Source organism: Limnochorda pilosa (genome assembly GCF_001544015.1).
In the GTDB taxonomy this organism is placed as follows: Bacteria; Bacillota; Limnochordia; order Limnochordales; family Limnochordaceae; genus Limnochorda; species Limnochorda pilosa.
On sequence record NZ_AP014924.1, the window covers coordinates 488,288 to 501,987 of the forward strand.

Sequence of the window (13,700 nt, forward strand, 5' to 3'; positions counted from 1 at the left end):
ACCGTGCTCGAGCAGAAGACGTGGAGCTATCGCATCTTCATGGCGGTGACGGGGCTGAGCCTCGGCCTTTTCGTGCTCTTCCCGCTCTACTGGATGGTGGTGACCTCCCTCAAGCCCCTCCCGGAGATCTTCAAGGCCATCCCTTCCTTCGTGCCGCTCCACCCCACCGCGGGCAACTACCGGGCAGCGCTCTTCCAGACCGATCTCCTCGTCTTCTTGCGCAACAGCCTGATCGTCTCGTCGGCGGCGAGCGTGGTGGGCATCGTGGTTGGGGTCATGGCCGGGTACAGCTTCTCCAAGTTCCGCTACGTGGGCCGCCGGCCCGCCATGCTCATGCTGCTCACGGCCCAGATGTTCCCCCTGGCCGTCCTGCTGCTCACCCTGTACCCTACCTTCCGGTCCGTGGGCCTGACGGACAGCTACGCAGGGCTCGTCCTGGCCTACGTCACCTTCGGTCTTCCGATCTCCACCTGGATGCTCAAGACCTACTGCGACCAGGTGCCCGACGAGATGCTGGAGGCGGCTCGGGTGGACGGGGCAAGCGAGGGGATGATCTTCACCCGGGTGGTGATCCCGGTGGTCACGCCGGGCCTGGTGGCCGCCGGCGTGTACACCTTCGTGTGGGCCTGGAACGACCTCCTCTACGCGTTGACGCTCATCACCTCCAGCGCCCGCCGGACCATCGCGCCCGGGCTCCTCGGCACCTACCTGGGTGAGGTCCAGTCCAACTGGGGGGGCATGATGGCCGCTTCGATCCTGGTTTCGATTCCGGTGCTGGTGGTCTTCATCCTGGTGCAGCGGCACGTGGTCCAAGGACTCACGGCCGGTTCAGTCAAGGCTTGACGGGAGGGTGCGGCGGTTGATCTCGAATCAGGCAGCGCGAACCCACCGCCAGAGCGGGTTGCAGGCGGATCTGCTCGTGGCGGGCGGGGGGCTGGCCGGCGTCAGCGCCGCCATCAGCGCGGCGCGGAACGGGCTTTCAGTGGTGCTGGTGCAGGATCGGTCCGTGCTGGGCGGCAACTCGTCCAGCGAGGTCCGCATGCACACCTGCGGGGCCGACATGCTGCGCGACGGGCTGGACAACCGCGAGAGCGGGATCATCGAGGAGCTCCGCTTGGAGGAGGCGGTGCGCAACCCGCAAAGGTCGCCCAGCATGTGGGACCTCATCCTGTACGAGGCCATTCGCCGGGAGCCGGAGCTCACGCTGCTCCTCAACACCTACGTGGACGGGGTGGAGATGGAGGCAAGCGGCCGCATCCGGGCGGCGCTGGCCACGCGCCCCTCCACCGAAGAGCGGTTCCGCATCGAGGCGCCCCTCTTCGTGGACGCCACGGGCGACGGGCGGCTGGGAGTGGAGGCCGGCGCCGAGTACCGGGTGGGCCGGGAGGCCCGCCACGAGTTCGGCGAGTCGCTGGCGCCCGAGGCGGCCGACACCAAGGTCCTCGGAAGCACGCTCCTCCTCATGGCCCGGCGCCACGACCGGCCCATGCCCTTCGTGCCTCCCCCGTGGATCCGCCGGTTCCACGAGGAGGACCTCCCCCACCGGCCACATGTGGACTACGAGTACGGCTACTGGTGGCTCGAGTGGGGAGGGGAGCTCGACACCATCCGCGACAACGAGCGGATCCGGGACGAGCTCCTGGCCATCGCCCTGGGCATCTGGGATCACGTGAAGAACAGCGGCCTCCACCCGGACTCGGCCCCGTGGGCTCTGGAGTGGGTGGGGATGGTGCCCGGCAAGCGGGAGTCCCGCCGCTTCCTGGGGGACCACGTGCTCACCCAGCAGGACGTGCAGGAGGCCGTGCTCTTCCCGGACCGGGTGGCGTACGGCGGCTGGCCCATCGACCTCCACCCGCCCGAAGGGGTCTTCTCGCCCGACCCGCCCTGCGTGCAGCACGGGTTGCGGCAGCTCTACAGCATCCCGCTCGGCAGCCTCTACTCCCGGAACGTCCCCAACCTCTTCATGGCGGGGAGGAACATCAGCGCGACCCACGTGGCCTTCGCCTCCACCCGGGTGATGGCCACCTGCAGCGTCATCGGCCAGGCGGTAGGCGCCGCGGCCGCCCGCTGCCTGGAGGAGGGCCTCTCGCCCCGGGAGCTGCGTAACGACCCCGCGGCCCTGGGGCGGCTCCAGCAGACCCTCCTCCTCCAGGACGCCTACCTCATCGGCGTGCGGAACGAGGACCCGCTGGATCTGGCACGCCGTGCCTCCGTCCGAGCCTCGTCCGAGGCTTCGGACGCGCCCGCGGCCCGCGTCCTCGATGGGGTGACGCGCCGTACTGCGGAAGGGAGCCACTATTGGCAGGGCCGGCCCGAAGAGGAGATCGACGAGGCGGCGGCCCGGTGGCTCCAGACGCCCAGAGGCAGCAGCCCCCCGGAACGCTTGGCCCGGCCCCGGCGGCTGCGTGAGCCGCAGTGGCTCGAGCTTCGCTGGGCGGAGCCGGTCCCGCTGCGCGAAGTCCACCTGACCTTCGATACCGGCCTGCATCGCAGGCTTGCGCTCTCCCAGAGCGACAGCGAGACGGCCCTGATGATTCGCGGTCCCCAGCCCGAGACGGTGGCCGACTACGTGTTGAAGGGAACGACAGCCGACGGCAGGGTGGTGGAGCTCGCCCGGACCGAGGAGAACTACCAGAGGAAGCGGGTGCACGACCTCTCGGCAGCGGCCGGAACCCAGCGGTTCACCGCCCTGCGGGTGGAGGTGCTGGGAACCCAGGGCTTCCCGGCCGCACGGATCTTCGAGGTGCGGGTGTACTGACGGTCGGGTGCATTCCTGGGAGAGTGGCACGGGCGTGCTGCAGATCTTCAGGTAAGGCGGAGAGCCCACAGCTCTCCTTGGCGCGAGGCGACCGCCATCTCGATGGTGGCCGCGTCGGTGGCCTAGCACCAACGAGACTGCTCAGGGCACGGGGTTTCGTGCTGGTGCTGCTGTTGCTGGCTTCACAAGGGATCGTTCTCAGCGATTCCGGTGAAGGGGCGTGGGCGGCCCTGCAGAGCTTTCTCTCCGACCCACGCGCCGGCACCTCCGAAGACGGATTGGTCGTGATCAGAAACTTCGTGACCGGCGGCCTGATGCGCGGCAAGAACGTTCGGTACCACTACGCAAGGGACGAGGTCCCGGTCGACGGGAGCATATCGGTACCCGCCGAAGATCCCTATCGTCTTTCGGGATCTTTTTTCCGCCCTGACGGAGGAGACCTCGGCGGTTGCGTATGAGGGAGGAGCGGCTGGACTGTCCGAGGTGCTCTCCGATGGGGCCCAAGGGTATGGTTTCCCTCCGACTTCTGAATTGATCCTGCGACTCATTCGTCTCTTCGAATCTATTCCGTCATGCTCTCCGTGCATCCTGTCCCAGGGCGGTATTGCTGTCGTGGCCGACGTCGATGTCTTCCTGGGCTACGCAACGGGATCCGTGGCGATTCTGGTGCGAGAAGAGGATGGCTTCAAGGTGAGGGCCATCCTGGACATGCGCTAGGCGGACGGGATGACGATGTCGAGGACCTACCTCGGGAGGAGGGACCCGATGTGGGTAGTCGTAAGGAAAGGGCGAAGTCAGATCGGAGGAGGGATTTCATTGTCGGGAACGTCGCCGTTCTACTGATTGGGGTGGTGACCGTCTTGCTGATTGTCGCGGCGGCCGCTGCTGCTCGTTACAATTACGGTAGGGTTGTCGAATGGTTTCGCCGGCGTGGGAGAACCCCTCGATGAATGCTGTTCATGACCTTCCTTTCGGCTCCCTTCGTCATCGCGAACTTCTGGAGCTCGGGTTGATGGGGGTGGGCCCCTTTTCCTCCATCACGAGCCGTCGGATTGGCCAGGGCGAGCTCGTGCCCCATCGCGCTGCCCACGAAGAACCGCTCGAGCACCTCGCGCTTCTTGGGATCCTCGCAGTCGGAGCGCCGGATCTCGCAGACATTTCCCGGGAAACGCGACCAGATGTAGCCCAAGAGGTACTTCATCTTTAGCCCCAGGGCGCCCCTGCTCCACTTTCGTCTGGCCCTTGTACTCTTCGAGGAGCGCGGTGTCGCTCCACTCGTCCTCGGGGAGGTTGCTGATCAAGACGAAGGCGCTCTCCCGCTCGAGCCACGCTTTTCTCGCCTCCTCGCTCGGCGCGAAGAGACGGATCTCCACCTGGTAGTGGGTCTCCTTGGGGTAGACCATACCTTCGCGCGGCCGGCCCCGGGGCCGCTTCTCTTCGGTGTAGCCGATCACCAGTCCTCGGGTGGTGTGGAGCGCGTCCTCGTGGGCCTTCTGGAAGGCCGCCAGGGCGGCCTCGGCGTCCGCCTGGCAGCTGAAGCGCCGCCCCATCAGCTCCCGGGCCGCCCGCTGCATCGCCTCTTGCTCGGTCCGGATGAGCCGCTCGAGCTTCTTCTCCTTCCGCTTGTCCAGCGACGAGGAGCGGACTACGGTGAGCCGGTAGGTGCCGCCCGCCAGCGCGTGGCGGTAGGAGACCGCGTGGTAGAACGCCCCGTTCCGCCGGGTCCGGGCGAGCCTGCCGATGGCCTGCCACCGGTCCTCGGCAAAGGCCCTCGCCTTCACCTCGCCCGCCGCCTTGAACGTCTCAGGGATCCGGGAGATGAAGCGGACCTTCGATTGGGCCATCCGCTGGAGGTTCTTCGCGGTGACCAGGCTCGAGTCGGCCACATAGACGACAGAGCGGGGATCCAGGAAGCTCTGCTCCAGGCTCTCGATCATCTCTCGATTCCAGATCTTGTCACTCAGGTTCCCATCCCCGATGGTCCCCATCAGCGGCACGCCTTGTTTCGAGACCATCAGCCCCGAGACGAACTGCTTGAGGTCTGGACGGTGCTGCTTGCTGGCCGTGGGTGATCTTCACCAGCCGCTTCTCGGGGTGGGCCTCCACGAACTTCTGGTCCCCCGGAGTCGGCTCGAACTCGCCGTAGACGGAGACCGGAGTGGTGTCGGCGTGGATGGAGCGGACCTCCATCTCTCCCAGGTGGACCGCCGAGAGCCCCACGCTCTGGACCAGTTGGGGCAGGTCGATGGCGGCCAGCCGGTCCAGCGTTCGCCCCAGGGCATCGTCGTTGAGGGCCTCCACCTCCACCGGCTCCTCGAAGAGGAGCCCCAGGTCCCTCCGCCGGTAGAACTCCTTCACTTTGTAAAGCGGCTCGCGGGCGACCAGCATGTTGAGGATGAGCGCGACGACGAGCGTCCCGGGCGAGGCCTTGCACTGCTTGGGGTCCCAGCCGACCATGGCGTTGACGATACGGCGGATGCGCAGCTGCTGGCAGACCCGGGCGAGCAGGGCGGGCGCACCGCCCTGCCGAACCACCAGCCGCTCCCGTCTCGGCTCCAAGGGCGCTCCCTCGCTTTCGAGGGAGAGGCTTCGCACCTGGCCCGCCAGATCCTGTTAGAAGGCCCAAAGCCTTAATTGCAAAACCCGCTTTGCTCGCGGCAAGTTTCGAATAACGATTCGGGACCTTGCTCTTAATTCACCTCAAAACCATCGGGTTCCTGCCAAGAAAGGGTGCGGAATGCGGGCTCAAGGGGGACAGCTATCGCATGCGTTCACGGATCCGGCCACCCACGCCTGCGGAGTGAGTCTCCGGCTCTCGTACCAGGAGAGCGCGCGTTGCGCTCGAACGGCGATGACCTTGCGGGTTTTTCATGGCCAAGAGTGCGGGTTTTCAAGTGGCCATTGACAGACGGGAAGAGTGCTCGCACAGGTGGGCTACTGGGCACGCCTTGCAGAGTGGCTTGGTCGGGCGGCAGAAAGCAGCTGCAATATCGAGAATGCCGAGATTGAATTCCTTGCTGCGGTGCTTCGGGAGGAACTCCTCGGCTGCTCTACGGAGGCGATGATCAGCGTACGCGGCGCCGCGACCCGGCAGGTCCATGAGTCTACGCATTAGCCTGCCGCTGCTCTCGTCTACCATTGGAACAGGATCGTTGAAGGCCGTACAGAGAACAGCACGGGCACTGTAGGCACCGACGCCAGGAAGTTGCAAAAGTGCTTCAAGATTCCGTGGGACTCTACCGGCATGTTGCCGCACTAACAGCCTGGACGTCTCGATTATGCAGTCCGCTCGGCGCACTAGTCCCAAGGGCTGAAGCAAGCGGCGCAGCGATTGGGGGTTCGCTCTGGCCATCGCCATCGGACTTGGGAATCGGTGCGTCAACTCGAGGTAGGTGGGGACCACTCTGTCTGCTTGAGTTCGGCGAAGGAGAATCTCAGCGAGCAGGACATGGAATGGATCGGTTGACGTGCGCCACGGGTAGTGCCGTCCGTTCCGGCGGAACCAGTATACTACAGTGGCGGTCGTCTTGCGCCGCCAAGAGGTGTCTCGCATAGAGTGTATCATCTTCTCGTGCACGGCCTGTGTAGTCATCTCGAACGGGTGACGCCTGTCCGCCACTCAAACGAACACAAGCTTAACGAGTGCAGCCTTGCTATAGTTCGGCGACCCGCTTCACCATTACCAGTGTATCAGTGGTCTCTCTCCAGCGCTCATCCGTTCGCGCGTACAGTGCTGTTGTCGCGTCTTTCGCTATAGTCGCTGGCGTGAAAGGAACTGTCATTCAGCGGCCAGGAATTGGCGAGTTCTGGTGTTTAAGACTCTACCATAGCCTAGCGGCCACGTGATGAAGGGCCGATGCTACGTTCAGGAGGTCCCTGAATGCCTAGCTAAGTCCCTAGGTTCCGGTGTCGGCTGCCTAATGGCATGGTCACCGGCTCCGGTGCGGCCCGGACCCATCGACCATGTATCTAGCCATGCGTCTAGGTCCGTTTGATCGATCCGATGCGCCAGGTCAAGATCAACCCTATACTGAGTGCCCGAGACTCCTGGCGGTTCCGCCATTTCGAATCGCGGAGCCTCGCTTGCCCAGTACCAGGCCAGATCAGTCGAGGCTGCGTCAACATCGTAGGCTGGGCCTCGTTCTCCAGGTGAATCCATTCCTGCGCGCCTTACGGCGCGTTCGAGGGTGATGTAGGCCTCTGTTCCACGTAGTGACTGTCTTGCGTCGCAGATGAGCCGCGCTAGGGTGAGTCCGTTCGGGTCCTCTTGGACCAAGACAGACGCAATCGCAATCTGTTCCCCGGAAGTCGGAAAGAGTTGATGGTGCGAGAACCGATGGACTCGTCTGGGCCCAAGCCCGGTCTTGATCTCCACGCAGCACCTTCCACGAGGTTCTTTGAAGTCGAACCGATCTGTAGAATGTTTGTGCCAGAACGGTGCCCAGAATTGGAATCCTCGCACACGATGCATGACGAATAACTCGCCCCATAGGCCCTGCCGCTCCGCGGCGAGGTCGTTGCCCGGTGTTGTGGCGAACAACGATACCAGCGTCCCCAAGAAGTCGGTTAGTAGATCAGCGTCAATATCGCTACGGGTGCCGTACTCCGCCAAGAAACCATCCAGTACATGGAGGAATGTGTCGGTTTCCTTCGTGTCAGTAGTCACGCACGACAGCGCGTGCAATGTTACCGTCCGGGCATTTCCGTCCTCCTGGCCGAGTTCGATAACCCTGTAATCTCTCGACAACTCTAGGGCAACGCTGCGGGTTCGAAGCGCCGGGCGAAAGTGCGTTCCCCGCGCGGGGACAAAGAGTGCTGGCCGTCCACTCGCGTCTACCCCAAGGTATGCCTCGCTTTCGCAAGGAATGCGGGCTATAGTGTAAGTGTGGTCTGTTGGGCGCTGTACGAGCGCCCGAAGGAGATCAACAAGTGTCATGGACTCCCCACCACATAATGCAGATCGTAGTGAGCGTTATCCGCCGGAACGTAGAGAGCTAGGGCCGTCGTTTCCAGCGAATTGGGTGCATCAGGGACCTCCAGTCGTATGATGTGCACCTGGAGCTGCACACGGTTCCCGTGCAGACCGCTATCTCCGGGATAGTACTCCGGGTCGTCGAGTGATCTCCCGGGTGACCGGCCCTGCATCGGGTTGATTCGACCGTTATCCAGCTTTGTCCGCCTCCGTGGACGACCGCCGGACATCAGTAGGACATCCAGGTTCGGCAAGGCGCCCGCAACAAAGAGCCTAGTAAGAAACTCGTTGGTGTAGGTTGCCTCCCAGTCTGTTCCGTCCATGTCAAGCCGCCCAAGGAGGTCATGAACGACCACGGTGGTATCGCAGTTGGCCAAGAGGTGGTGCTCAACATTGCCAAACTGATGGGCCTGCGGCCTATGAACAGAGAAGAACCGGACCACGTGCGCGACATTCTGCTGCGCTCGAACCGGGTCTTCGACAACAATCTGCTGCACGTCCCAGCCCTGGCCTCTGAACTGCCGATAACTCGCAACAGAGGATCGCGTAGGGCGCAATCCCATAGATATATCCAGGCTAAACATACGCGGCCACTCTCGAATTGACAGGCCCTGGCGCTCATTGCGCCTTAGAGCATCCCAGAAGTCGTCCTCGTGCTGAAGAAGCTCAGTGTAGTCGCGGCGCAGTTGCGGTGGAAGGAAGATGCGACACAAGTCAAGGTATGACTCCTTGTACCCAAACCACCGCGCCCGCTGCTCGAGGGTGTCAGCGTTGGTCTCAGTCCTCGCGCGGCGTGTGATGTAGCTTACAGCCAGGCCATCAATAGTGACGCCTCGTCCCAGCATGTTCCCTCCGACAAGGATGTTATTGCGCAAGCGAAAGGAAGTTCGAATAGGATCACTACCAACGGGTAGGCTATTCACCAGCCAGACTTCGACAGCCAATTCATTTGGAAGCTGTTGTCGAACGCTTGCCCAGTCTGGGATATGCTCAACTGTACGACTGAGGTCATCGTAGCCTTGGCGAAAGAGCGCATCCAACTCTACTAGCGCGGGATCGGTGGAAGGCAGTGTAAGGTTACTACGCCAGAGAGATAGCAGATTGCGAACTGCCTCGTGCATACGTCTGTGACTCTCGCGCCGTTGTGCAGTATGAATCAGCATAGCGTGCCGGCCTTGCGGCTCTCGCAAATGGCGTACCGCGGCTCCAACTAAAAAGGTTGCTATCGCCAATCGGAGCGATGCAGGTATTCCTTGGGAGTCCTCATCATCAGCTTCGTCAGCAGGGATATCCCTGACATACTGGTCCTGGTCTTGCCCGAAGAAGACGCCGCCTCCGCAGTAGCCGCTGCCTGGCTCAAGCAGCACGCCGAAATCAGGTGACAGTCCATCAATGATGGGGATCAAGAGGTTGGCCTGTGGAGTTGCTGTGTAGGCAACATAAGCATGGTGTGGGAGCTCGTCCCTTAGTTCGAGAATGCCTCTGTAAACGGCCGACATCCTCCCACGCCTGAACTGGGTGTTGAGAGAAGCCTCATCGCCTTCGTCATCTATGATCAGCATCGGGTAATTGTCCAACTCGGGGTCCCCAAGAATACGCCGGAGGTTGGCGAGGCGCGTAGGGTTCTTGAGCGTGACGAGGACGGCACTTCCAGCTTGGTTTACCACACCTTGAATGACATCTAGGTCGGGTGGCGTTGGGTTCTTGAAGGCCGCAAGAGATAGTCGATTCGCCCCAAGATCATCACAGAGTCGGTTATACGTCTGCTCAAGCAGCGTCTGCTTTGTGCCAGAGAGTACCGCGATGATGCGGTAGCCATTATCGATCGCAAGTGCTATGAGGCTTGTGTACGAGAGGGTTTTCCCACTCTGCACCTTACCCAGTGCCAAGCCCGTAGACCGGTTAGGTGGTCCCTGAGGACTGGGACAGTAAGCCAACACTGTACCGGCGGTTGTGACTACGCGCTGCCAGTCAGCGTCGCTGACGCGATCAGCATACACTTGGCGGAGGCGCTGGATTTCCGGACCGTCCAAGCGCACCGCAGAGTGAGGTGATGGCACCAAGGGATCCAAGCCCGCACGATTAGTCTCCATGATTCACCTCAATCTCAGACGCGCGTCGAAGGATCTTGTTCATGTAATTCCTGAAATCACTAGGCGCAACAAGACCATTAGAAGAGGTCTGCCGTGCCATCTTTTCAGCTAGGGCAAGGGCCAATACGAATGTCTGCAGGAGTTCCAGGAACTCTGGTCGATGCAGATACGGTGCAAAGAATGGGTGCGCCATATTGAGGAAGACGTGGATCTCGTGATCCTGCGGATAGTGCACGTGCATCCAGTGCGCTTCGCTCAGTTGGTCTTGCCAATGCAACTTGAAGGTCCAGGTATCGGAACCAACGTCTAGACTGTACTGCACGGGCCCGGCGCTAACATCCCGAAGCTTCACGACGTCACGCGTCTCCTCTACTTCCCTTGCAGGTGGATCGGGGAACTTCAGTTCCTGTGCGATCGCTGAGCCAAAACGGGTATCAGTGAAAACACGCCGCGGTCTTTCCGATGCAAACTCCATGTCGCTGCTGCTGACTGAGCGGCCACGCTCACGGTATCCCTCAGCCCTGTCCATGTAATCCTGACATGCGCTCTTGAGAGCATCTATGAACGCGTCCTCAAGCCCTCCCGACCAGTCAAAAGCGTCCTTAGCCTGAGTAACGGGCCATTCGTCTAGGTGAAGCTCGCCGACCAGTCGTTGAGAACGAAAAGTGTTGCCCTGTCCGAAAATCTCAGTCGGCTTGTAGCCCTCACCAGGCCCGCCTACCACGACACGCCCCCTCCGGAGGAGAGCAAAACCCGCGTCACGCTGGTTACCGGGTATGCGTATCCCGACCCACCCGGTGACGCGCAACGGTGAACTCGCTAGCTCGGCCGGCACCACGAAGGAGAGTGGTTTTCGCCACGTAATCCGCTCGCCGTCGACTTCTTCCTCCAGAATAGGGGGCTCTTGGAAGCTAATGGGTCCTCCGTTCCAAAGAATCTCGATCTCACCAGACCGCAGGTCTTGACGGTACATGCTACCGAGTTGATCTCTGATGCGCGCCGGTGTGCGACCACGAATGGGTTTGTACAGTCCCTGAATAGCGATAACAGTGTAGTGGCTAGAACGCGGGGCGCTGCGCTCTATGATGTTCAGGGACTCGTACTTGCGATCGATAAGGTCGGGAACATGCACGGTTACCTCGAGTTCGCTGGGCTCGTCCAGTCGAGTGGTTCGGATTGTCCAGGTGCTCCCAAACCAACATGCTGCCGTCTTGAGACCCATCCCGTACTCACATCGCCCGGTTCGATTTGGCGGGGGGCTGTCAAGCACTACAGCCCTGGTCAACTCCTCAACATTCATCCCATGCGCGTTATCCCGGATGGTGAGACTGTTCGCATCGGCGTCGTAAACGACTTCAATGTGGAGATGGTCTGGGTCTTCTCCACGATAGGCCTCGAGTAATGCCTCGCGGTGGTCGAAGTAACTCTGAGTCGCATTGTCCATGAACTCCGCGATGGCGTACCAGGGCTTGTAGCTAAGCCTTCGATACGTTGCATAGACGCTAACTGCCGGGCGGATATTGACGGTGGTCACGGAGCGCCCTTCAGGCATGCCAGTCGATCCCCCCTCGGCGCGGCGGACTCCACAGTGGTGGATTCCACAACAGGCTCTTCTTCGTGAAGTGAGGGTACCGCCGCGAACAGAGACCGTTGCTGTTCTGGTGCCTCGAACAAAGCACGACCAACCAACTCTGCGACGGTTACATTGACGGCGTTCCCGAGAGCCTCATAAGCCTTGCTAGGCCTGTCGGGCAGGTTAGGCAGGTCTTCCATGCTTTGCAGTCGCTTACACTCGGTAGGAGTAATGTAACGTCTCTCCCACCCAATGATTGGGACCTGCGTAGAAGTCATTGCAACCAATGATGGGGATGTTGTTGGTCGCTTGAGCCGCACGCCTGAGGCGCGGATCTGGATAACACAACGATCGATTCTGCGGGGATAGTCTTGTTGACAGTTCCATTCGAGTTTCTGAAAGCTTGACGGGAACCGCGCGATCTTCATCTTCCATTCATCCAACCAATTCCGATGCCGCGCATAGAACTCGCGATTCTTACGTATGAATCCTACTTTCCACTTGGGAAAGCGTTGTTGCTGGGACCGGGCGTGTGAAGGGAGCAAATCGAAGACGTCTTCGCGCGTCCGGCCAGTCAGCTGGTACCCTAAGGAGCCTGTATACCGCCAGAGGGTTCGAAGAGGTGTCGCAAACGGCGTTCTCTCCTCGTAGGGGTAAGTAGCGCCGAATTCCATCGCCCACAGTGGATGCGGGACTTTCTCATCTCGTGGAAGCCAGTCGAGCAATTCCTGCCATACTTCTAGGCATTCGGCGACGTGTTGCGGAATCTTCCGCGCATCGGGTGGGTTATGGTCCAGAACGTCTCGAATACTTGAGGGCGGTACAGTTTGGTCCGGCTGCGGCCACTTGAATAGGTCGAGACTGTGTCGGCTTGCGACGATGTATATGCGTTCACGAATCTGGGGAATGCCGAAATGATGTGGCGACAGCTTCGTGCTCCGCACGTCATACCCCTCTGTGCGAAGCAACCGTTCCGCAGTCCCCCACGTCCGTCCGTGGTTGTGGCGCTCGAAGTTGGGGACGTTTTCGAGGATCAGGTATGGCGGGCGATGATAGCGAATCAGGCGAAGTATTTCATAGAGGAGGTCTCCAGACGTGGGGTCGTCGAAGCCGTTCTGGCTCCCTGCTTTGGAGAAAGGCTGACACGGGAATCCGGCGCAAAGAATGTCGTGAGACGGGATATCCTGTGCCGTAACTGCCCGAATGTCTCCGGCCACGGGCAGACGGAAGTTCTGTTCGTAGAGCGCACGAAGAGTTGGATCGATCTCGCAAGCGAAGACACAAGTATGTCCGAGGCGGCGCATAGCGAGATGGAAGCCACCAAGGCCTGCAAAGAGATCGATGAACTTCATGTACGTTCGCGTCCTTCCTCTAGAACGGACTCCCGGTCATAATGTTGCTAACCCAAAGTCCTGTGCAACTAAGCGACTGCACTCTGGACCGCTCCGACTTCGCACTCTGGACTGCCCGGTGCCCGTACCGCCTTGCGACAGGCCTGACACAACAACAGGAATCGGGCTGATGGGCGTGGGCCGCCCCCGAATCCTGCCTCTTTGGGCTACGGATTCTCGTTCGCTCGCGTGAATCCTCCTTCTGTGCGGGACGCCGCAAAGCCCAGTGGGACCGGCCCTGGAAGACGACTGTGTCCATTGCTGGGAGCGCCACTCACGATCGGCACTGGACAACGCTTCCCAGTCGGTACAGCGGTCCGAGAGCCATCCACCCGGCGATCCTCAAGACGACGCTCATGCACCCGGCGTTTCTGGCTATGACTGGAACCGTGGTAGCCTCGGCACGCCCCCCACGGTGAAACGCTCGACCGCTTCCAATTGACTGCCGGTCGCTTCAAGGCAGGTACCTCCAAGAGGAGTACTACGAACTGCGAGAAGTATCGGGTGTGGCGTCTGAGACCGACGTTGCCAAGTCCCGGAGGATTACTGCCAGGCGTTCTGTAGCCTCAGCCAGGTTGAGCAGTGCACCCGCCATGTCCACTGTTCGATCTTCGCGGTCTGTGCGGCCTTAAATGGCTGTATCATCGAGGAGTGCAGCTACTGGCATTCCCAATCGTTCAGCGAGATACTCTAGGGTGTCCAGCGACGGCGCCACTCTATCATTCTCGATCTGGCTGATCATAGACTTGCTAAGCCGGTTTCCGGCAAGTTCCTTCTGCGTTAGGCCGCGGAGTTGGCGGGTCTTCCTTACACGGCTTCCCAAAGACACACTGGTGGCTCCTGTGCCGGCATGCAGGTCCCTGGGCGTCTCATTCTACCCCCTTCTGGCGCCGGCGGATTGACGGCCCTTGAT

At 61.2% G+C, this 13,700-nt stretch carries 11 protein-coding genes; 3 read left to right on the top strand and 8 right to left on the bottom strand.

What is annotated here, in order from left to right; all coding sequences use genetic code 11:
- Positions 1 to 3: 3 nt before the first annotated feature.
- The 3 genes from LIP_RS02240 (at position 4) to LIP_RS02250 (ending at position 3,216) form a co-directional block, all read left to right on the top strand.
- The gene (locus tag LIP_RS02240) at positions 4 to 843 is read left to right on the top strand and encodes a carbohydrate ABC transporter permease (RefSeq protein ID WP_068133786.1); all 840 of its coding nucleotides are present in this window, start codon (positions 4 to 6) and stop codon (positions 841 to 843) included.
- Between the two features lie 16 nt (positions 844 to 859).
- A complete protein-coding gene (locus LIP_RS19905) occupies positions 860 to 2,758 on the top strand; it encodes an FAD-dependent oxidoreductase (protein WP_198409656.1) in 1,899 nt (632 codons plus the stop codon).
- Positions 2,759 to 2,916: 158 nt separating this feature from the next.
- A complete protein-coding gene (locus tag LIP_RS02250) occupies positions 2,917 to 3,216 on the top strand; it encodes a hypothetical protein (protein ID WP_068133790.1) in 300 nt (99 codons plus the stop codon).
- A gap of 579 nt (positions 3,217 to 3,795) precedes the next feature.
- On the opposite strand, the gene LIP_RS02255 is transcribed toward LIP_RS02250, so the two are convergent.
- The 8 genes from LIP_RS02255 to LIP_RS20295 form a co-directional block, all read right to left on the bottom strand.
- Positions 3,796 to 4,773, bottom strand: coding sequence for an IS1634 family transposase (locus LIP_RS02255; RefSeq protein WP_144440289.1), 978 nt, complete (start codon positions 4,771 to 4,773; stop codon positions 3,796 to 3,798).
- A complete protein-coding gene (locus LIP_RS02260; protein WP_068133796.1) occupies positions 4,715 to 5,317 on the bottom strand; it encodes a DUF4277 domain-containing protein in 603 nt (200 codons plus the stop codon). Before LIP_RS02260 ends, LIP_RS02255 begins: the two co-directional genes overlap by 59 nt.
- 331 nt (positions 5,318 to 5,648) lie before the next feature.
- Positions 5,649 to 6,350, bottom strand: a complete 702-nt coding sequence (locus LIP_RS20285) for an A/G-specific adenine glycosylase (RefSeq protein WP_144440290.1) — start codon at positions 6,348 to 6,350, stop codon at positions 5,649 to 5,651.
- A gap of 273 nt (positions 6,351 to 6,623) precedes the next feature.
- Positions 6,624 to 7,694, bottom strand: a complete 1,071-nt coding sequence (locus tag LIP_RS20290) for a PD-(D/E)XK motif protein (RefSeq protein ID WP_082725744.1) — start codon at positions 7,692 to 7,694, stop codon at positions 6,624 to 6,626.
- Positions 7,691 to 9,619 carry a Z1 domain-containing protein gene (locus tag LIP_RS17360; RefSeq protein ID WP_158509526.1) on the bottom strand — a complete coding sequence of 643 codons (1,929 nt, stop codon included), beginning with the start codon at positions 9,617 to 9,619 and terminating at the stop codon, positions 7,691 to 7,693. The genes LIP_RS20290 and LIP_RS17360 overlap by 4 nt, the downstream gene beginning before the upstream one ends.
- 193 nt (positions 9,620 to 9,812) lie before the next feature.
- Complete coding sequence (locus LIP_RS17365; protein ID WP_158509527.1) at positions 9,813 to 11,357, bottom strand: ATP-binding protein; 1,545 nt, start codon at positions 11,355 to 11,357, stop codon at positions 9,813 to 9,815.
- Positions 11,354 to 12,748, bottom strand: a complete 1,395-nt coding sequence (locus tag LIP_RS02265; protein ID WP_082725747.1) for a DNA cytosine methyltransferase — start codon at positions 12,746 to 12,748, stop codon at positions 11,354 to 11,356. The genes LIP_RS17365 and LIP_RS02265 overlap by 4 nt, the downstream gene beginning before the upstream one ends.
- 667 nt (positions 12,749 to 13,415) lie before the next feature.
- Entirely contained in the window at positions 13,416 to 13,616 is a 201-nt protein-coding gene (locus LIP_RS20295; RefSeq protein WP_158509528.1) for a helix-turn-helix domain-containing protein, read from the bottom strand.
- Between the last annotated feature and the right edge of the window lie 84 nt (positions 13,617 to 13,700).

Bases quoted from the DNA above. Each gene is read 5' to 3' on its own strand.
- LIP_RS02255 (WP_144440289.1), bottom strand. From the start codon at position 4,773: ATGGTCTCGAAACAAGGCGTGCCGCTGATGGGGACCATCGGGGATGGG.
- LIP_RS02265 (WP_082725747.1), bottom strand. From the start codon at position 12,748: ATGAAGTTCATCGATCTCTTTGCAGGCCTTGGTGGCTTCCATCTCGCT.
- LIP_RS20290 (WP_082725744.1), bottom strand. From the start codon at position 7,694: ATGACACTTGTTGATCTCCTTCGGGCGCTCGTACAGCGCCCAACAGAC.
- LIP_RS20285 (WP_144440290.1), bottom strand. From the start codon at position 6,350: ATGACTACACAGGCCGTGCACGAGAAGATGATACACTCTATGCGAGAC.